This is a genomic window from Nonomuraea sp. NPDC050328, assembly GCF_044459405.1.
GTDB lineage: Bacteria > Actinomycetota > Actinomycetes > Streptosporangiales > Streptosporangiaceae > Nonomuraea.
Map to the genome: position 1 here is coordinate 389,320 of NZ_JBITIW010000010.1, position 17,766 is coordinate 407,085.

Below are 17,766 nucleotides of genomic sequence, written 5' to 3' on the forward strand. Positions count from 1 at the left end.
CTGCGTTGTGTGGACGGCTCCTATCTGACCGTCACGCCGGTGCCGTGCAAGGACAGCGTCGGCGTGCCCTACGAGATCACCCTCGCGCTGCACCGGGACGGCTCGCCGTACGGGACCGTGGGGGAGCGGTGCGGGTGGTTCCTCGCGCGCCTGGCGCGCGGGGTGGACGAGGCGCGGGCGGAGGCGAGCTGGCCGGACCCGGAGGACAGGTTCCCCGATGACGGCGAGCTGTTCGCCTTCCGCTACCGCACCAGGCTGGGCTCGCCGGGCGGTGAGCTGCGCTGCCAGTTGCGGACCATCCCGATCTGGCAGCCGGAGGGCCGCTGGTTGCTGACCAGGCGGGCCTACCTGGAGGCGTGGGGCACGCAAGGGGTGGGGCTGCGGGCGGTGCTGTCCTCCTCGGAGCTGGCGGCCTTCGTCGGCGAGCTGCTCGCCGAGGCCGAGGCGTGCCTGGGCGGGCGGGATCTGGCCAGGAATCCGATTGAGGGGGCGGGCAGCCACTAAACCCGGCGATAATTGCCTGTTGAGGCGGTTCCGACACCGGGGAGGGCTCCGTGGGCCTGCGCGATTTGGTCTACCGGCTGTATGAGCGCCGGCTGGAGTCCAAGCTGTCCAGGGACAGCATGCCGCGCCACGTCGGTGTGATCATCGACGGCAATCGCCGCTGGGCGAAGTCGCGCGGGATCGCCGACGTCAGCCGGGGGCACCGCAGCGGCGCGGACAAGATCTCCGAGCTGCTGACGTGGTGCGACGAGGCCGGGGTCGAGGTCGTGACGGTCTGGATGCTGTCCAGCGACAACCTCAACCGGTCCAAGGACGAGCTGGACGCGTTGTTGCTGATCATCGAGGAGACGGTCCAGGGACTGGTCGGCGCGGGGTGGCGGGTCTGCCCGGTGGGCGCGCTTGACCTGCTCCCCGACAGGACGGCGAATGTCCTGAAAAATGCCAAGGAAGTCACCTCGCATCGTCCTGGTCTGATTGTGAACGTTGCGGTTGGGTATGGTGGAAGACGTGAGATTGCCGATGCGGTGCGCTCACTCCTTCAGGAGCACGCCAGCAAGGGGGCGACCATCGAGGACCTCGCCGAGGTTCTCGATGTCGAGCACATCGCCGAGCATCTCTACACTCGCGGCCAGCCGGACCCGGACCTCCTCATTCGCACCAGCGGGGAGCAACGGTTGTCCGGCTTTTTGCTGTGGCAGAGCGCCCACTCGGAGTTCTACTTCCACGAGGCCTACTGGCCCGACTTCCGGAGAGTGGACTTCCTCCGGGCGCTCCGCGACTACGCCGCGAGGCATCGGCGTTACGGCTCCTGAAACTGGGTATCCAGGTCGTAGCGTCGAACGCTCTGGAGAGGGCCCGCCTTTGCATCTGCACCTGCTGAGGGGGGCCGGGATCCGGCGCCTCTCAGAAGGCACGGGCCCGGTCCGATTCCCACCTCGTCTGCAGGGTGCCCGCCCCACCGGGCGCCCGGGGGAGAATGCGTGGCAGCAAACCCTCAGTCCAAGCGCACCTACGTCTTGGACACCTCTGTCCTCTTGGCCGACCCGGCGGCGCTGACGCGCTTCGCCGAACACGACGTGGTCCTCCCGATCGTGGTGATCACTGAGCTGGAGGGCAAACGGCACCACCCGGAGCTCGGCTACTTCGCCAGGAAGGCGCTGCGCTACCTCGACGACCTGCGGGTCCGGCACGGCAAGCTGGACGAGGCCATCCCGGTCGGCGAGGGCACCATCCGGGTCGAGCTCAACCACAGCGACCCGTCGATCCTGCCCGCGGGCTTCCGCCTCGGGGACAACGACACCCGCATCCTGACCGTGGCGCGCAATCTCGCCGCGGAAGGGGCCGACGTGGTGCTGGTCTCCAAGGACCTGCCGATGCGGGTCAAGGCGGCCTCGATCGGCCTGGCCGCCGAGGAGTACCGCGCGGAGCTGATCGTCGAGTCCGGCTGGACCGGCATGGCGGAACTGAACGTCACCACCGAGGACGTCGGCTCGCTCTTCGAGCAGGGCAGCGCCGAGCTGGAGGAAGCCAGGGAACTGCCCACGCACACCGGTCTGCGGCTGCTGTCGGCCAAGGGCTCCGCACTCGGGCGCGTGCTGCCCGACAAGTCGGTCAAGCTGGTGCGCGGCGACCGCGAGGTGTTCGGCCTGCACGGCCGCTCCGCCGAGCAGCGCATCGCGCTCGACCTGCTGATGGACCCGGAGATCGGCATCGTCTCGCTCGGCGGCCGGGCCGGCACCGGCAAGTCGGCGCTGGCGCTCTGCGCGGGCCTCGAAGCCGTCCTGGAGCGCCGCCAGCACCGCAAGGTGATCGTCTTCCGCCCCCTGTACGCCGTCGGCGGCCAGGAGCTCGGCTACCTGCCCGGTGGCGAGGGCGAGAAGATGGGCCCCTGGGCGCAGGCGGTCTACGACACGCTGGGCGCGGTCACCACACCTGAGGTGATCGAGGAGGTGCTCGACCGGGGCATGCTGGAGGTGCTTCCGCTGACGCACATCCGCGGCCGGTCGCTGCACGACGCGTTCGTGATCGTGGACGAGGCCCAGTCGCTGGAGCGTGGGGTGCTGCTCACGGTGCTCAGCCGGATCGGCGCCAACTCGCGCGTGGTCCTCACCCACGACATCGCCCAGCGCGACAACCTGCGGGTGGGGCGGCACGACGGCGTGGTCGCGGTGGTGGAGAAGCTGAAGGGCCACCCGCTCTTCGCGCACATCACGCTGACCAGGTCGGAGCGCTCGCCGATCGCCGCGCTGGTGACCGAGATGCTGGAGGATCTCACTCTCTGATCAGCGTGAGATCGTCCCGGCAGCGGAACGACCCGTAGAGGTCGTCCTCGTTGCCACGGTAGATCTCGACACGGAGAAGGTTCTCCCAGTTCCGCACGGCGGTGCAGGTGATCTGCAGGGCGGCCTTCTCCGTGATCTTGCTGTGTTTGTAGACGAAGACCTGGAGCGTGGTCCGGCGGGAGTCCAGGTCCCTGGGCGAACCCTCGGACGAGCGCGGCGGCGTGTTGGCCCAGTCGTAGAACATCTCGGCCATGGCGGTCTCGTAGCCCCGGCGGCGGGTGTCGAACAGGCGCTTCATCAGCTCGTCGATGTCGGCGTTGCGCAGGTGCACCGGGGCCAGGACCGGCCTGCCGTACTTGTAGAGGACGATCCGGTGGGGCAGCGGCGGGATCTGCACCACCGGCGCGGGGACGGCCACGCTCGTCACGTCGCCCGGGGACAGCCCGCAGCCGGCCGCCAGCAGCACCGGCAGCAGGAGGGCGATCAGCCGGCGCCTCATGCGGGGGGCAGCCAGACCGTGAAGAGTGTGCCGGGCTGCTGCTGCCGTACCGAGATGGTGCCGCCGTGCAGCTTGGCGTTGGCGCGGGCGATGGCCAGCCCGAGCCCGCTGCCGTGGCTGCGGCTGCGCCCGCCGTCCACCTTGTAGAACCGGTCGAAGATGTACGGCAGAGCCGCGGCCGGGATGCCCTTGCCGTGGTCGCGCACCTTCACCTCCAGCCCGTTGGCCGTGCTCCTGGCAGTGATCATGACCGGCGGCCCGCCGTGCTTGAGCGCGTTGCCCACCAGGTTGGCGATGATGACGTCGAAGCGCCGGGGATCGACGTCGAAGGTCAGCCCCGGATTGGCGTTCATCCGCACCTTGTCCTGCCACCCGCGCAGTTCGAGGCAGCTCACGATCTCCTCGGCGATGTTCACCGGTTCGAGGTTGAGCGTGGCGGTGCCGGCGTCGAAGCGGCTGACCTCGATGAGGTGCTCGACCAGCTCGCTCAGCCGGGAGATCTCCTTGAGCACCAGCCGCACGGCCTGGGCGGGCTCGTCCGGCAGCCGGTCGGCCTCGTCGGAGAGCATGTCGGTGACCGCGGTCATCGCGGTGAGCGGGGTGCGCAGCTCGTGGGAGACGTCCGCGACGAAGCGCCGCGACATCGCCTCCAGGTTGCGCAGTTCGGTGACGCTGGCCTCCAGCGCGGCGGCGGCGTCGTTGAAGCGGACGGTGAGGTCGGCCAGCTCGTCCTGGCCCTGGACCGGCAGCCGGGTGTCGAGCTGGCCGTTGCCGAGGGCCTGGGCGGCGGCGCTGAGCTGGCGGACCGGCAGCAGCACGCGCCGGGCGGACACTAAAGCGACGGTCAGCGCGATGAGGAGCGTGATTGCGCCGGCCTGGAGCAGCGCCCCGCGCAGGAAGGCGAGCTGCTGCAGGTCGTTCTTGAGCGGCACGAACCTGAAGACGCGCATCCCGGTCGGCTCGGGCCGGTTGAGCTCGTCGGCGCGGAAGACCTCGGTGCCGACGATCAGCCACAGGTCGCCGCGGATGTACTTGCGCTGGCTGACGAAGCCGGCGCTGGCCCGGCCGCGCAGCTCCTGGGGCAGGTCGCGCTCCTCCATGACGTGCTCGGAGTCGCTGTAGACGTTGCGCTCGTAGACCACGATGACGTGGCCGCCGGGCGTGTCCAGCTCGTTGGCCAGGTGCTGGAGGTCGGCGTCGCGCGGCCGTTCCTCGCCTTCGCGGAGCCGGCCGAACGGAAATTTGATCTTGACCAGTTCCCTGGTCATCAGCTCGACCGTGTTGTCCTCGGTCCGCTTGACCAGGGCGTTCTTGGCGAGCTCGAAGCCGATGCTGGCGACCAGGAACGACGAGATCACCGCGACGAGGGTGAAGGTGATCACCAGTCGCGCGCGCAGGCCGGTCGGCAGGCGGTTCACGGCGGGCTGAACCGGTAGCCGAAGCCGCGGACGGTGTGGATGTAGACGGGCTCGGCCGGCCGGGGCTCGATCTTGGCCCGCACGCGCTGCACGCAGGCGTCCACCAGGCGTGAGTCGGCGACGTGGGTGTGGTCCCAGACCACGCGCAGCAGGTAGCGGCGGTTGAGCACCTGCCCGGGGTGGCGCACGAGCTCCAGCAGCAGGCGGAGCTCGGTGGGGGTGAGGTGGATCTCCTTGTTGGCCAGGGTGACCTTGAGCGCGCCCCGGTCGATCATCAGGTCGCCGAAGGCGATCCGGTCGGAGGCGGCCGACTCGGCCCGGCGCAGGATGGCGCGGATGCGGGCGTCGAGCACGCGGGGCTCGACCGGCTTGACCACGTAGTCGTCGGCGCCGGCCTCCAGGCCGACCACCACGTCCAGGTCGTCGCCGCGCGCGGTGAGCAGGATGACCGGGAGCTGGTCGAGGCGGCGGATGCGGCGGCAGACCTCGACGCCGTCGATGCCGGGGAGCATGACGTCGAGGATCGCGATCTCCGGGCGGCGGGACCGGATGTGGTCGAGAGCCTCCTCGCCGGTGGCGTAGGACGTCACCGAGTGCCCTTGCCGGGTGAGCGCTAATTCCAGCGCGGTCCGGACAGAGGGGTCGTCTTCCACCAAGAGGATGCCTGCCACGGGCACATTATTTATGCTGGCCGCGAATATCCGGGTTCTGTCATGAAAACGTGACATCGCGCGCACCGGATCCCAAAAAACGCGGGGCACCCTGAGTCCGAGTAATGTGACGAAAGTCACAGCCGTTGGCAAACGTCCCGCCAACCTGGAGATTGGTCAAGCCTTCGCCAACTGAATGGCGGGTTCCGGTTGCGGACCACCCCCCTCCACAGGGCAAGCTCAGGGGCGTGCTCAGAAAGCGACCGGAATCCAAAGGCTCCAAGGGCCCCAAGCGGGCAGCCATCATCGCGACGTCGGTGCTGGTGATCGCCGGAGGCGGAGGATTCGTCGTTCACCGGGCGATGGAGAACGCCAAGGAGGCACGCACCCCGATCGGCCCGGAGGAGTTCAGCGCGCTCGTCGGCGGCTACGTCCCCGAGCCGAAGAACGACGAGCTGAAGGCCGCCGCCGCCCAAGCCTACAAGAAGGACCAGCTCGCCCAGCTCCGCGCCGGCAACAAGGGCACCCTCGACAAGGTCAAGGTCGAGGAGCAGGCGCCCGCGGGCGACGGCTTCCCGCCGGTCAACTTCCCGCCCGGCAGCGACCCCGACCCCGGCAGCAACAAGGCCATCGCCAAGGAGATGCTCGCCTCCTTCGGTTTCGGCGCCGAGCAGTGGGGCTGCCTGGAGAAGTTGTGGCACAAGGAGAGCGGCTGGAACGAGCGGGCGATGAACCGCTACAGCGGCGCCTACGGCATCCCGCAGTCGCTGCCCGGCACCAAGATGGCCAGCGCCGGATCCGACTGGCAGACCAACCCGGCCACCCAGATCAAGTGGGGTCTCGGCTACATCAAGGGAAGGTACGGCTCGCCGTGCGGGGCCTGGGGCCACTCACAGGCCAAGGGCTGGTACTGACACCCCCTTCGATCGGCAAGCCTGCGGGTCCGCGCCGAGGTGACGACGCACGCTAGCTGACATGGGCGTGAAGGTCAGCGTAGTCGTCAGCATCCACAATCCCGGCGGCACGGCCGACCCGTGCATCCGCTCTGCGCTGGAGCAGACGATCGACTCCTACGAGGTCATCTTCGTGGACGACGGCTCCACGGACGGCATGGCCGAGCGGCTGGACGCGGTGGCGGCCGTGCGGTCCAACGCGCGGGTGCTGCACCTGCCGCACACCGGTTCCCCCGTGCGCGGGCGCAACGTGGGCATCGCCAGCGCCCGGGGCGAGTACGTCTACCTGCTCGACCAGCACGACCGGCTGGAGCGCGACGCGCTGCGCGTCATGTACGAACGGGCCGTGGAGTGCGAGTCCGACGTGCTGGTCGGGCGGCTGGTGCGCGACTCAGGGCCGCCGCTGCCGGCGTTCGAGAGCGACCGGGCGCGGGCCGACGTGCTGGGCGACCGGCTGCTCGGGCTGCTGGGGCCGCAGAAGCTCTACCGGCGCACCTTCCTGGAGGAGCATCGGCTGGGCTTCGCCGTACCGGGTGGGCAGGTCGCGGAGCAGGCCTTCGCGGTGCGGGCCTACCTGCTGGCCAAGGTCATCACCGTGCTCGCCGAGCCGATCTGCTGCCACCTGGGCGAGCGGCCGGAGCGCGAGGAGGAGCCGCTGGCCATGGTGGCCGAGCTGCGCGCACTGCTCGACGTCATCGACGAGCACACCCAGGGCCGGGAACGCGACCGGATGTATGCCCACTGGTTCCGCTCCACGGTGTTGCGGCCGTTCATGACCGCCCGCTTCGCCGGGTCCTCGCTCGACCGCAGCCGATTGTTCGGGCTCTGCCGCGAGCTCGTGCTGGAGCGCTTCCCCGACCGGCTGGACCGCTACCTGCCCGCGCACCTGCGGGCCATCGCGCTGATCCTGCGCGAGGGGCGGCTCGACCAGCTCGTCACCTTCGCCAACGCCACCCGCCGCACCGCCGTCCGCGCCGACCTGCACGAGGTGCGCTGGGACGAGGAGGTGCTGGTCCTGGGGCTGACCGTCGAGCTGTTCGACGCGGCGGGAGAGCCGGTGCTCTTCCACGCCGAGGACGAGCGGCTGCACTGGTCGCCGCCGGACCTGGGCCTGGCGTTGCCGCCCGGCGTCACCGACGTCACCTACGCCGCCGGGCGCGCCCGCATGGAGGTCTACCTGCGCAAGGAGGACACCGGCGACTGCTACTTCGTGCCGGTGGACTACCGGGTGCAGCGCGTGCCCGACGGGACCGGCCTCCGGCTGCAGATCGTGGGCGAGGCGCGGGTGGACGTGACCGGCGCCGCCCTCGGCGAACCGCTCGGCTCCGGGCACTGGGAGGTCCACGTCCGGATGTACGGCGGAGCCCACCAGGCCAGGGCCAGGGTCAGCCGGCCCGAAGGCCCGCTCAACTGCCTGGGCGTGCTCGCTCCCATGCCGCGCCGCCGTCTGGTGGTGCCCTGCTGGAGCGACGAGGGCGAGCTGGGCCTGGCCATCGAGCCCGGCTCCTTCCCCGAGTCGGTGGCGCTGGTCTCGCCGGGCGCGAGCGTCACGCGGCAGGACGACCACGTCTTCGTCGTGGTGCCCGTGCCGTACGTGCCGCCCAGCGGCGGCCCGGCCCTCGAACTCGTGTTGCGCAACACCTCGGGCCGGCTGCGCGAGATCACCGCGCCGGCGATGGTCGAGCCGGGCGTGCCCGGCCGGCAGCCCGGCCAGCTCGTGGCGAAGGTGCCGGTCAAGCGGGTGCTGCCGGGACGCGACCACCTCGGCCCCGGCGCGTGGCTGACCTCGTTGCGCACCGGCGGCGCGGAGACCGGCCTGCGCTTCGGGCTGGAGATGCGCGGCGGCGAGGTGTCCGTCCAGCCGGTCGCCCAGGTCGACCCCGAGCGCCGCCGGCTGCTGGTGCACGACTCGCGGTTGCGCCGCCTGGCCCGCCGGGTGCCGGGCGCCCGCCACCTGGCGAGGCTGGCCCGGGCGGGCCGGCGGCGTTACCTCAGCGACTGACCCACTCCTCCAGCTCCTCGAAGGCGCTGCGGAAGACCGGCAGGATCGGCCTGAGCCGGTCGGGGTAGGCGTCGACCAGCGCGTCGAGGTGGTTGCCGCCCTCGACCCGGTGGTAGCGGAAGGGGCGGTGCGGGCCGACCATCCGCGCGTAGACGTCGGAGCTGCGCGCGATCGGCAGCAGGGCGTCCAGCGTGCCGTGCACGGTGATGAGCGGCTTGGTGATGCGCCCGGTGAGCGCGATCCTGGCCACCGCGCGGTACGGCCGGCGCTCGGCGTAGACGTAGTCGGCCGGGGCGCCGGTGTAGGTCGGGTCGAGTTCCTGCTGGTAGAGCCGCTGGGTGAGCTCCCAGTAGTACTGCCGGTGGAAGGGCCACAGGAACTCCGACTCCGCGGGGAAGCCCGCCGCGAGCGGGTCCTTGAGCGCCTGCGGCAGGAACTCCAGCAGGTTGTCGCCCTTGAGCCGCCAGAGCGTGCCCTCCCAGTCGAGGCCGCCGTCGTAGAGCCAGCCGCGGTTCTCCAACTGCCAGCGCACCAGGTAGCCGCCGTTGGAGATGCCGGCGGCCAGGGTGCGCTCGGGGGCTCTGCCGTACCGCTGCCTGACCACGGCCTTGGCGGCGACAGTGAGCTGGGTGACGCGCTCGTTCCACTCGGCGATGGCGTCGCCGGGGCGCCGGCCGTCCTCGTGGAAGGTGAGGCCGACGTTGCCCTTGTCGGTGGAGGCGAAGGCGTAGCCCTTGGCCAGCACCCAGTCGGAGATGGTGAAGTCGTTGGCGTACTGCTCGCGGTTGCCCGGGGTGCCGGCGACGACCAGGCCGCCGTTCCACCGCTCGGGCAGGCGGATCACGAACTGCGAGTCGTGGTTCCAGCCGCGGGTGGTGTTGCCGGTGGAGGTGTCGGGGAAGTAGCCGTCGAGCTGGATGCCGGGCACGCCGGTGGGGTTGACGGTGGCCTTGCTGTGCAGGCCGGCCCAGTCGGCGGGATCGGTGTGGCCGGTGGCGACGGTCCCGGCGGTGGTGAGGTCGGCGAGCTGGGCGCTGATGACGTGCTCGGCGCCGGGCACGCGCAGCTCGGCGCTCGCCGGGGCGGCCAGCAGGTTGGCCAGGAGGGTGAGGGCGAGGATCTTCATGCCAGGTGCTCGTTCAGCAGGCGGAGGAACTCCTCCGGGCGCTCGATGTGCGGGCTGTGGCCGCACTCGTCCAGGACGACCTCGCGGTAGTTGCCGTAGCGCTCCAGGACCGCGCGGGTCTGGGTGACCATGGGCTGGGCGGGGGTGCCGTCCCAGCCGGGGATCGCGCCGATCGCGCCCAGGTGCACCACGTCGAACATCGAGGCGTCGGAGACGATCGCGTCGTCCGCGCCGCGGATCCACAGGATCGGCGGCTTGGGGTCGAGGGTGTGCAGGTCGTCGATGCGGAAGTGCACGGGCGCGATGGCGTTCAGCACGCCGCGGCCGCCCGGGGCGGTGCCCGGCCAGTTCGGCGAGGGCACCGAGTCGCCCGGGTAGTTGTCGTCGCCGACCTCGGTGGTGAGCATCGAGTCGAGCCAGCGTTCCTCGGTGACCGCCGGGTCCTTCACGTAGCCGAACTGGAAGACCTGGCGCATCGTCTCGCGGTCGCCGGCCTGCAGCGCCTTGACGAAGTCGGGGTTGGCGCCGCCCGCGCCGGACCCGGCGCCGTCGGCGTGGGTCAGCGTGCCCTCGGGACCGGTGGTGCCGCCGAAGCCGTAGGGCGAGACCGGGTTGATCAGGACGAGACTCTTGACCAGGTGCGGGTGGTCGCGGAGGAGCTGCAGCACCACGCCGCCGCCGAGGCTCCAGCCGACCAGGTGGGCCGGCTCGCCGGACATGGCCGCGAGCACGTCGTCGACGAAGTCGCGCACGCCCCGGGTGGCGTCGACCGGCTTGCGCGGCCCGGCGCCGAAGCCGCGCAGGTCCACGGCCTTGGCGCCGGGCAGGCGCAGGTCCTCGAAGAACGCGCCGGAGGAGACGTTGCCGTGGACGAAGATGACGCTCATACCTTGATCCTTTCCTGCCCGGCCAGGTCGGTGCCGCGAGTCTCCCTGGCCACGAAGACCGAGACCAGGGTGAGCACGGCCGCCGCGCCGAGGTAGAGGGAGATCGGCAGGCTGCTGCCGAAGTCCTTGAGCAGCGCCGTCGCGATGACGGGCGCGAGCGCGCCGGCCACGATGGCCGAGAGCTGGGCGCCGATGGAGACGCCGGTGTAGCGCATCCTGGTGCCGAACAGCTCGCTGAAGAAGGCGGCCTGCGGGCCGTACATCATGCCGTGGAAGAGCAGGCCGACGGTGACGGCGAGGGTGATCAGCCCGAAGTTGCCGGTGTTGATCAGCGGGAAGAAGGCGAAGATCCAGACGCCGACGCCCGCGGCTCCCACCAGGTAGACCGGCCGGCGGCCGACGCGGTCGGAGAGCGCGCCCCACATCGGGATGGTGATGAAGTGGATGGCCGAGGCGATCAGCACCGCGTTGAGCACGGTCGCCTTGTCCAGCTTGACGGCCGTCGTGCCGTAGGTGATCACGAAGACGGTGATCAGGTAGAACGAGATGTTCTCGGCCAGCCGGGCGCCGATGGCGATGAGGATGTCGCGCTTGTGGTTCTTGAGCACCGCGGCCAGCGGGGTCTTGTCCAGCTCGGGGGCCTGCTGGAAGACCGGCGACTCGGTGATGGTCAGCCGGATCCACAGGCCGATCAGCACCAGCACGCCCGACAGCAGGAACGGCACGCGCCAGCCCCAGCTCTGGAAGGTCGCCTCCGACTGGACCGCGGCCAGCAGTGCGAGCACGCCGGTGGCCAGCAGGTTCCCGCCCGGGGCGCCCGCCTGCGGCCAGGAGGCCCAGAAGCCGCGCCGCTCGGCGTCGCCGTGCTCGGAGACGATCAGCACCGCGCCGCCCCACTCGCCGCCGAGCGCGAAGCCCTGCACCAGGCGGAGCACGGTGAGCAGGATCGGCGCCGCGCTGCCGATGGCGGCGTGGGTGGGCAGGCAGCCGATCAGGAAGGTCGCCACGCCCATCATCAGCAGGCTCACGACCAGCAGCGTCTTGCGGCCGATCCGGTCGCCGAAGTGGCCGAAGACCAGGCCGCCGAGCGGGCGGGCGACGAAGCCGACGGCGTAGGTCAGGAAGGCCAGCAGGGTGCCGACCAGGGGGTCGGAGTCGGGGAAGAAGAGCTTGTTGAACACCAGGGCCGCGGCCGAGCCGTACAGGAAGAAGTCGTACCACTCGATGGTGGTGCCGATCAGGCTCGCGCCCACGATCTTCTTGATGGACATATCACACCGTTTCTGACTGGGGAGTGCGCTCACGCTACGAAGTGACGGGAGTCACTCCTATGGGCGCGGCACCCACAGTCGGCGGTGGGCTTATGTGCTCAGCCGGTGGAGGCGGAGGGCGAGCTGGAGCTCGAGGGCTCGTTCCGGCTCCTGCCAGCCGTCGCCCAGCAGCCGGCCGATGCGCTCCAGGCGCTGGGAGACCGTGTTGACGTGGATGTGCATCGCCTCGGCGGTCCGGCTGGGCGAGCCGCCGGTGGCGAAGTAGGCGGCGAGCGTCGCGGTCAGCGTGGTGCCGCGCCGGCGGTCGTAGTCGAGCACCGGGCCGAGCGCGCTCGCGACGTAGCCGGGCAGGTCGCGGTGCTCGCCGATGAGCAGGCCGAGGAAGCCGAGCTCGGCCGCGCTGGTGCCGTCGCCGCGGCGGCCCAGCGCGATGAGCGCGTCGGCGCAGCGCTGGGCCTCGTGGTAGGCCGGCCGTACCGCGCCGGGGCCGCGCACCGGGCCGGCGGCGCCGGCGGTCGCGGGACTGGCCAGCGCGGCGCTCAGCTCCTTGGCGACCCGGCGCGCGTCCTGCGCGCCCGGCAGCAGCAGCACGACCTCGTCCGGGCGGGCCGCCGCGAGGCCGTGCGCCAGCGCCGCCTCCGCCGACGCCCAGAACGCCGCCCGCTCGCGCTGGCCCTGGTGCCGGGCCACGATCAGCGTGTACGGCTCCGCCAGGTCGATCCCCAGCCGCCGGGCGCGCTCGGCCAGGCCCTCGTCCTCCGGGCGGGCGATCAGGTCGTCGAGCAGCTCGCCGCGGACCCGGCCCTCGGCCTCGGCGACGCTGCGCCGGAACAGCAGCAGCAGGGCGCAGACCAGCGCCGCCCGCTCCAGGATGCGCTCGTCGGCGTCGTCGGAACGCAGGATCAGCGTGCAGAGCGGCTCGCCGCCGACGTCCACCGAGGCGATCAGCAGGTCGCCCCGGCGGACCGTGCGGCCCAGGCTGCGCGAGGCTTGGGCGGCCTCCAGGATGCCGGGATCGGCGGGCGTGTGCGGGCCGGTGATCGGGCGGCCCTGGCCGTCCAGGACGGTCAGCTCGCCGGTCTCGGTCACCACGGCGGCGATGTCCTCGATGCCCCGGCCCTGGAGCACCAGCTCCATCATCCGGTCGTGCGCCCGGGCCGCCCGCTCGACCGCGTTGCCGTGCTCGCGCAGGCTGCGGTGCGCGGCCGACAGCTCCTCCAGCGCGTTGCGCGTCTCCTGGAGCAGCCGCGCGTTGTCGATCGCCACGGCCGCGTGCGCCGCCAGGCTGGTCAGCAGCGCGACCTCCTCCTGGTGGAAGGGCCGGGCGCTGCGGTTGGCGGCCATGAGCACGCCGATCACCCGCTGGCCGAGCTTGAGCGGCACGCCGAGGATGGCGACCAGGCCCTCCTCGTGCACGGCGGAGTCGATGTGGTCCTTGTGCTGGAAGCGGGCGTCGGCGAAGTAGTCGGCGGTGGAGTACGGCCTGGCCGTCTGGGCCACCAGCCCGCCCAGCCCGGCGCCCAGCGCCAGCCGCAGGTTCTGGAAGGCGGCCGAGATCGAACCGTCGGTCACCCGCATGTAGGTGTCGCCGCGTTCGGGGTCGTGCAGCGTCAGGTAGGCGGTGTCGGTGGCCAGCAGTTGCCTGGCCCGGTGCACGATCGCCTCCAGCACCGCGTCGACGTCGCGCAGGCCCGCCAGGTCGCTGGCGGTGTCGTACAGCGCCGACAGCTCCGCCTCGCGCCTGGCCCGGCGGCGCAGCAGCTCACGAACCTTCAGCGCCTCGACCTTGGCCCGCTCCAGCTCCGCGATCTCGGCCGGGTTCGCGCCGCGGGCCCGGGCCTCGATGATCGGGCCCTCGAACTCGACGGCCGAGGCCTCCCTGGCCAGGAGTTCGAGATAGACGTGCATGGAGCCCATTGTCCTATCGCGCGGTCCAGCCGCCGTCCACCGGGAGCGAGACGCCGGTGATGAACGCCCCGTGCGGCCCGGACAGGTAGGCCACCAGCTCGGCGACCTCCTCCGGCTCGATCAGCCGCTTGATCGCGGCCGGCTGCAGCATGATCTCCTCGACCACGCTCTCCGGCGGGATGCCGTGTGCCCTGGCCTGGTCGGCGATCTGCCGCTCGACCAGCTCGGTCCGCACGTAGCCCGGCGCCACGCACACGCTGGTCACGCCCTTGGCCGCGCCCTCCAGCGCGATCACCTTGGACAGGCCTTCGAGCGCGTGCTTCGCGGCCACGTACGCCGACTTGTACGGCGAGGCGCGCAGCCCGTGCACGGAGGAGATGTGCACGATCCGCCCCCAGCCCCGGGCGTACATCCCGGGCAGGTAGCGCCTGGTGATCAGGAACGGCGCCTCGACCATGACCTTGAGGATCGCCGCGAACACCTCCGGCGGGAACTCCTCGACCGGCGCCACGTGCTGGAACCCGGCGTTGTTGACGACGATGTCCACCCGCTCGTCCGGCAGCCGCTCGGCGAAGCCCGGCTCGGCCAGGTCCGCGGCCACCGCCACGCCGCCGGTCTCGGCGGCCACCTTCCCGGCGCTCTCCGCGTTCTTGTCCACCACCAGCACCCGCGCGCCCGCACCGGCCAGCCGGAGCGCGCACGCCCGCCCGATGCCGCTGCCCGCCCCCGTCACCAGGGCCGTGCGCCCGGTCAGCTCGTCCGCCATGCCTGGACCCTAAGCGCTGGGGTGTCCGGCGCACATGGGGGTGGCGGACATATGTCGGCGCCCGGCTGTGTGGGACGCGCCCTGGCGCGCGCTCAGCGGCGCGGCTGGGCGAAGCGCACCATGTTGCCGGACGGGTCGCGGAAGGCGCAGTCGCGGACGCCGAACGGCTGGTCCATCGGCTCCTGCATCACCTCGGCGCCGGAGGCCTGGATGTGCTCGTAGGTGGCGTCGCAGTCGTCGGTGCTGAACACCATCCGGCCGAGCAGCCCCTTGGCCAGCAGGTCCGCGATCGTCTCGCGGTCCTCGGGGGAGACACCCGGGTCGGCGCCCGGCGGCTCCAGCACGATGTGCACGTCGGGCTGCGACTTCGAGCCGAGGCTCACCCAGCGCATGCCCTCGTAGGAGACGTCGCTGCGCACCTCGAAGCCCAGGGTGTCGCGGTAGAAGGCGAGCGCCTCCTCATGATCGTGAACCACCAGCGTGCAGTACGTCAGTGCGAGGTTCATGCCGGTCACGCTACACCTGGCGGTCCTGCGTGGCCTCCGCCGCGCGGACCGGCCGGGTGTAGATCCTGGCGTAGCAGGCCGGGATCGAGGCGGCGTGCTCGTGGGTGCGGGCGCGGTAGGCGCTGGGGCTCTCGCCGACCAGTTCGGTGAACCGGGCGCTGAACGAGCCCAGCGACGAGCAGCCCACCGCGAAGCACGCCTCGGTCACCGACACGTCCCCCCGGCGCAGCAGCGCCTTGGCCCGCTCGATCCGGCGCGTCATCAGGTAGGAGTGCGGGGTCTCGCCGTAGGCGGCGCGGAAGCTGCGGGAGAAGTGGCCGGGCGACATCAGCGCCACCCGCGCCAGGGCGGGGACGTCGAGGGGCTCGGCGTACTTGCGGTCCATCAGGTCACGTGCCCGCCGCAACCGGACCAGATCCTCCCGGTTCACCTGCCCATTATCCACCCGCCCGCCATCCTGCATGATGGAGGGGACCACGAGAGAGGACGTACGTGCGCCAGGAGAAGGCAGCGCCGGATGCGGTGATCGCGCCGGCGGGCGGGGGTGTGCGAGGGGCGATCGCCGGCAACCTGCGCAGCACCCGGCTGGCGCGGGGGCTGAGCGTGCGGGAGCTGGCGGAGCTGACCGGGGTGAGCAAGGCGCTGATCTCGCAGGTCGAGCGGGCGGTGGCCAACCCGACGGTCGAGGTGCTGACCAGGCTGGCCGACGCGCTCGGGTTGACCTTCGCCGACCTGACGCGGGTACGGCTGACCGGCCCGGAGGTGGTACGGCGGGGCGAGGGCGGCCCGGCCGGCGAGGGCAGCGTGCGCATGTTGTTCGACGCCCCGGACCGGCGGCGGTTCGAGCTGTCCGAGGGCGACATGCCGCCCGGGGTGCGCAGCGCGAAGAGCGCGCACGGGCGTGGGGCGGTGGAGCACGCCTACGTGGTGTCCGGCGAGGTGATCGTCGAGACGGCCGAGTGGTCGGTGACCCTGGGCGAGGGGGACGCGGTGCGGTTCGCGGCCGAGGGCGAGCACGCCTACGTCACGACGGATCGGCCGTGCCGGGTGCTGACCCTGATCTCCTACGCGGACGTCTGACGGCGAACGGCCAGGCCCCGGCCTCTCAAGGACGCGGGGTCAGCCAGGCCCCGGGTTTCTCACGGGCGCGGGGTCAGCCAGGCGCTGGTGCCGTCGGGCACGCTGGCCAGCAACGCGCGGGTGTACGGCTCGGCCGGGTGGTCGAGCACCTGCCCGGCGGTGCCGCTCTCCACGAGCTCGCCGCGGCGCAGCACGTAGACCCGGTCAGCCACCTGCCGGACCACCGCCAGGTCGTGGGTGATGAACAACATCGCCATCCCCAGCCGCTCTCGGAGGTCGGCCAGCAGGTCGAGCACCTGCGCCTGCACCGACACGTCGAGCGCCGCCACCGGCTCGTCGCAGATGAGCAGCCGCGGCTCCCCGGTGATCGCCCGGGCGATGGACACCCGCTGCCGCTCCCCGCCGGACAGGCCGGCCGGGCGCATGGCGGCCAGGTCGGGGCCGAGGCCCACGGATTCGAGCAGCCGGGCGACGTCGCGGCCGGTGGCGGGCCGGCCGTCGGCCTGGAGGGCCTCCTTGAGGGTGGCTCCGACGGTCCGGGCCGGGTTGAGGGTGGAGTAGGGGTCCTGGAAGATCATCTGCGCGGTGCGCCGGGCCTGGCGGAGGGCGGGGCGGGTGAGGCGGCCGTAGTCGGAGACGTCCTGGCCGTCGAGGTGGATGGTGCCGGAGTCGGGGTGTTCGAGGCCGGCGACGCAGCGGGCCAGGGTGGTCTTGCCCGAGCCGGACTCGCCGACCACCGCGACCACCTCGCCGGGGGCGACGGTGAGGCTCACGCCGGCCAGGGCCGGGCGGGCGGCTGTGCCGTACGTCTTGCACAGGGTGTCGACCCGGAGCAGGGGGACGGCGGTGGCGGGCGCGGGGGCCGCGACACCCGGAGCGGGCTCCGGGGCCGGGGGCAGACCGGAGGCACGCACACAGGCCGAGGACCGCGCGTCGGCAGCACCCAGGGTCGGCAAGGACGGCTCGGAGCCCGGGGAAACGGGCGGCTGGGCGGTCTCCTGGACGGGCAGCAGGGGTGGCTGGGCGGTCAGGCAGACGGGGAGGACGACGGGGCAGCGGTCGGCGAAGGCGCAGCGGTCTCGGACGGCGTCGTGGGCGGGCACGGAGCCGGGGACGGCCGGGATGCGGGCCAGGCGGCGGTCGGCCGGAGGCTCGGCGGCCAGCAGGGCCCGGGTGTAGGGATGGGTCTGCTCCCGGCGCAACGCCGCCGACCGGCCGGTCTCGACGACCCGCCCGGCGTACATGACCATGACCCGGTCGCACATCGAGAAGGCCAGCCGCAGGTCGTGCGTGATGAGCACGAAGGCCATCCCGCGTTCGTGCTGGATGCGGCGGATGAGGGCCAGGACCTCACGCTGGGTGGTGGCGTCGAGCGCGGTGGTGGGCTCGTCGGCGATGAGCACGTCCGGGTCACCGGCCAGCGCCGCGGCGAGGCCGACGCGCTGGCGCATGCCGCCGGAGAGCTGGAAGGGGTGGCGCCCGGCGGTCTCGGGCGGGAGTCCGACCTCGGAGAGCAGGCGGGTGACGTCGGCGCCGCGCGGCAGCCCGTCGGCGAGCTGCCTGCCGACCTTGCGCAGCGGGTTGAGCAACGTGAACGGGTCCTGGAGCAGGAGCGAGACGGCCCGCCCGCGCGCCCGGCGCAGCCGGTCGGCGTCGGCGTCGACCCGCGTGCCGGCCACGTGCACCGTCCCCGTGGCGGTGAGGCCGGGCGGCAGGAGGCCGAGCAGGGCCCGCACGGTGAGCGACTTGCCCGAGCCCGACTCGCCCACGATGGCGAGCGACTCGCCGGGCGCGACCTCGAAGCCGACCTCCGACAGCAGCGTGCGGCCGGTGGCGGGCTGGCGCACGGCGAGCCCGGCGACGGAAAGCGCGGGAGGCGGGACGGCAGCGGCGGGAACGGCGGGAACGGCCATG

The 17,766-nt window shown here is 72.0% G+C and carries 17 protein-coding genes; 6 read left to right on the forward strand and 11 right to left on the reverse strand.

Annotated elements, in window-relative coordinates:
• Positions 1-9 precede the first annotated feature (9 nt).
• The 3 genes from ACIBG7_RS33715 to ACIBG7_RS33725 all read left to right on the forward strand — a co-directional run bounded on the left by ACIBG7_RS33715 (position 10) and on the right by ACIBG7_RS33725 (position 2,786).
• A complete protein-coding gene (locus tag ACIBG7_RS33715; protein ID WP_397338798.1) occupies positions 10-504 on the forward strand; it encodes a hypothetical protein in 495 nt (164 codons plus the stop codon).
• Between the two features lie 50 nt (positions 505-554).
• Entirely contained in the window at positions 555-1,316 is a 762-nt protein-coding gene (locus ACIBG7_RS33720; protein WP_357934686.1) for an isoprenyl transferase, read from the forward strand.
• Positions 1,317-1,484: 168 nt separating this feature from the next.
• Entirely contained in the window at positions 1,485-2,786 is a 1,302-nt protein-coding gene (locus ACIBG7_RS33725; RefSeq protein WP_357934684.1) for a PhoH family protein, read from the forward strand.
• Here the strand turns inward: ACIBG7_RS33725 and ACIBG7_RS33730 are convergent.
• The 3 genes from ACIBG7_RS33730 to ACIBG7_RS33740 are packed head-to-tail and all read right to left on the reverse strand — an operon-like array spanning position 2,776 to position 5,374.
• On the reverse strand, positions 2,776-3,285 hold the full coding sequence (locus ACIBG7_RS33730; protein ID WP_357934681.1) for a hypothetical protein: 510 nt from the start codon (positions 3,283-3,285) through the stop codon (positions 2,776-2,778). The genes ACIBG7_RS33725 and ACIBG7_RS33730 overlap by 11 nt on opposite strands.
• Positions 3,282-4,703 carry a HAMP domain-containing sensor histidine kinase gene (locus tag ACIBG7_RS33735; RefSeq protein ID WP_357934678.1) on the reverse strand — a complete coding sequence of 474 codons (1,422 nt, stop codon included), beginning with the start codon at positions 4,701-4,703 and terminating at the stop codon, positions 3,282-3,284. Before ACIBG7_RS33735 ends, ACIBG7_RS33730 begins: the two co-directional genes overlap by 4 nt.
• Positions 4,700-5,374, reverse strand: a complete 675-nt coding sequence (locus ACIBG7_RS33740) for a response regulator transcription factor (RefSeq protein ID WP_181614382.1) — start codon at positions 5,372-5,374, stop codon at positions 4,700-4,702. The genes ACIBG7_RS33735 and ACIBG7_RS33740 overlap by 4 nt, the downstream gene beginning before the upstream one ends.
• 227 nt (positions 5,375-5,601) lie before the next feature.
• Here ACIBG7_RS33740 and ACIBG7_RS33745 point away from each other — a divergent pair, with 227 nt between their 5' ends.
• Together ACIBG7_RS33745 and ACIBG7_RS33750 are read left to right on the forward strand one after the other, a co-directional pair.
• Positions 5,602-6,267: a transglycosylase SLT domain-containing protein gene (locus ACIBG7_RS33745; protein WP_357934677.1), complete on the forward strand. Its 666-nt coding sequence runs from the start codon at positions 5,602-5,604 to the stop codon at positions 6,265-6,267.
• Between the two features lie 61 nt (positions 6,268-6,328).
• Positions 6,329-8,308, forward strand: coding sequence for a glycosyltransferase family 2 protein (locus ACIBG7_RS33750; protein ID WP_397338799.1), 1,980 nt, complete (start codon positions 6,329-6,331; stop codon positions 8,306-8,308).
• Here the strand turns inward: ACIBG7_RS33750 and ACIBG7_RS33755 are convergent.
• From ACIBG7_RS33755 to ACIBG7_RS33785, 7 genes are all read right to left on the reverse strand, one after another.
• Entirely contained in the window at positions 8,298-9,434 is a 1,137-nt protein-coding gene (locus tag ACIBG7_RS33755) for a tannase/feruloyl esterase family alpha/beta hydrolase (RefSeq protein ID WP_357934671.1), read from the reverse strand. The genes ACIBG7_RS33750 and ACIBG7_RS33755 overlap by 11 nt on opposite strands.
• Positions 9,431-10,321, reverse strand: coding sequence for an alpha/beta hydrolase (locus ACIBG7_RS33760; RefSeq protein ID WP_357934668.1), 891 nt, complete (start codon positions 10,319-10,321; stop codon positions 9,431-9,433). Before ACIBG7_RS33760 ends, ACIBG7_RS33755 begins: the two co-directional genes overlap by 4 nt.
• Positions 10,318-11,592, reverse strand: a complete 1,275-nt coding sequence (locus ACIBG7_RS33765; RefSeq protein ID WP_357934665.1) for an MFS transporter — start codon at positions 11,590-11,592, stop codon at positions 10,318-10,320. Before ACIBG7_RS33765 ends, ACIBG7_RS33760 begins: the two co-directional genes overlap by 4 nt.
• A 90-nt stretch (positions 11,593-11,682) precedes the next feature.
• Positions 11,683-13,500, reverse strand: coding sequence for a helix-turn-helix domain-containing protein (locus ACIBG7_RS33770; RefSeq protein ID WP_397338800.1), 1,818 nt, complete (start codon positions 13,498-13,500; stop codon positions 11,683-11,685).
• Between the two features lie 13 nt (positions 13,501-13,513).
• Positions 13,514-14,266 (reverse strand): 3-hydroxybutyrate dehydrogenase, encoded by a 753-nt coding sequence (locus ACIBG7_RS33775; RefSeq protein ID WP_397338801.1) that lies wholly within the window; start codon positions 14,264-14,266, stop codon positions 13,514-13,516.
• A 92-nt stretch (positions 14,267-14,358) separates the two neighbouring features.
• Entirely contained in the window at positions 14,359-14,772 is a 414-nt protein-coding gene (locus ACIBG7_RS33780) for a VOC family protein (RefSeq protein ID WP_357934656.1), read from the reverse strand.
• Between the two features lie 10 nt (positions 14,773-14,782).
• Positions 14,783-15,157 (reverse strand): helix-turn-helix transcriptional regulator, encoded by a 375-nt coding sequence (locus ACIBG7_RS33785; protein WP_357934740.1) that lies wholly within the window; start codon positions 15,155-15,157, stop codon positions 14,783-14,785.
• Positions 15,158-15,264: 107 nt separating this feature from the next.
• Here ACIBG7_RS33785 and ACIBG7_RS33790 point away from each other — a divergent pair, with 107 nt between their 5' ends.
• A complete protein-coding gene (locus tag ACIBG7_RS33790; protein ID WP_357934653.1) occupies positions 15,265-15,852 on the forward strand; it encodes an XRE family transcriptional regulator in 588 nt (195 codons plus the stop codon).
• A 59-nt stretch (positions 15,853-15,911) separates the two neighbouring features.
• On the opposite strand, the gene ACIBG7_RS33795 is transcribed toward ACIBG7_RS33790, so the two are convergent.
• Entirely contained in the window at positions 15,912-17,765 is a 1,854-nt protein-coding gene (locus ACIBG7_RS33795) for an ABC transporter ATP-binding protein (protein ID WP_397338803.1), read from the reverse strand.
• Position 17,766: the final 1 nt, after the last annotated feature.